At 44.4% G+C, this 1364-nt stretch carries 1 protein-coding gene; it reads right to left on the minus strand.

Going from position 1 to position 1364, the window contains the following annotated elements; translation table 11 throughout:
* Positions 1 to 263: 263 nt before the first annotated feature.
* The gene (locus H5T41_11170; GenBank protein ID MBC7109319.1) at positions 264 to 1208 is read right to left on the minus strand and encodes an IS5 family transposase; all 945 of its coding nucleotides are present in this window, start codon (positions 1206 to 1208) and stop codon (positions 264 to 266) included.
* Between the last annotated feature and the right edge of the window lie 156 nt (positions 1209 to 1364).

A 1364-nucleotide genomic window follows, 5' to 3' on the forward strand; every position in this document is an offset into this window, starting at 1 on the left:
TTTTTATAAGGTCGAATGATTAAAATAAATATTTTTAAAAATAAAAACATTAATTTGCTCCAGATGAGAATAAGAACGTTCTTGGGTGTACTATCAAAATGCTTGAAAAATAAATATATACTATGGAGGATTCCTATTTACATACACGTTTAGCTTAAACTCTTATTTTTAATTACTATTTCGACCTATTTCGCTCAAAATTTGCTCAAATTACCTTGATTTCACTCTTTTTTTCCGTCATTCATAGATAGCCTCCGCTAGGTTCAAATTATGCCGGCATTTTTCAGCGTGCATAGCTGGTACAGGTTGTAAGCGAATGCAGTAACGACCATCTTTACGTGGACTCTTTTGACCGTGGTAACAAGAACCCTTCCGGCGTTGAATATCCTTTTTATGACTGCGTGCGGTCGCTCACATGGGGATCTGATCCTGCTTATCAGCTTGTTGTACTCTTTATCGAGCTCTCCAAGAGGTTTGTCTGTTGTTCTGCGCTTCATCGTGAAATCGATACCTTTTGCCCTTGTGCCGAAATATCCTTTATCCCTGAGGACAACTTCGCCCTCTGTGGATAGATCGATCTGACTGTCGTGAAGTGAAGCTGTGGACGTCTCTATCTCCCGTATGAGGTTGTAATCGAGATCTGTCTTCTGATGCAGCTTGTAGCCGAAATGGAGGTCATCGCCTTTTTTAGCCCATGTGCCATCTCTGCTTCGACGTGCCTTTGCATCGTCACCGCGTGGCTTTTTTGATCTTCCAGGATCGGCCTCGATGAATGTCGCGTCCTGGACTGTACCAGTTACAACCTTCAGACCCATCGAATCCAGCTGGCTCTGAAGCTCACTCCAAACAACTCGATCCGTGCCAGTTCTGCTGAGGCGCTCTCTGAACAACCATATGGTCCTGGAGTCTGGAACCTCATCCGGGTAGCCAAGAAACTCCATGAACGAGATCCTGTCCGCGATTTGTCTCTCAGCCTCCATATCGCTCAAGCCGTACCATTGCTGAATTGTCAGAACCTTGAACATCATTATGGGATCACAGTTAGGCCTACCACCTCGCTCACTCTTGTTATCATACATGCCCTCAAGATGTATGCGTATCCTGTCCCAATCAATCAAATCCGAGATCTCGAGAAGCTTTGGTTTCCGCTTGCGAGCTTCGTTCTTCTTTTGGTGCTCAAGCATCGCCCATCCTATGAAAGAATTCATAATTAATAATAGTATTAAAAGTATATATAGTTTTCGATGATATGTTTATAGGAATCCTCCACGGTGCTTCATATGTTTGGGCAAGGTCCTTCCCGTGGCAATCCTGACAGGATGCCTGTTTGCTGGTATCCAGGGCTGCGCTGGGCAGGGAGAGGG

It is taken from the genome of Methanomassiliicoccales archaeon (genome assembly GCA_014361295.1).
Taxonomy (GTDB): Archaea; Thermoplasmatota; Thermoplasmata; order Methanomassiliicoccales; family JACIVX01; genus JACIVX01.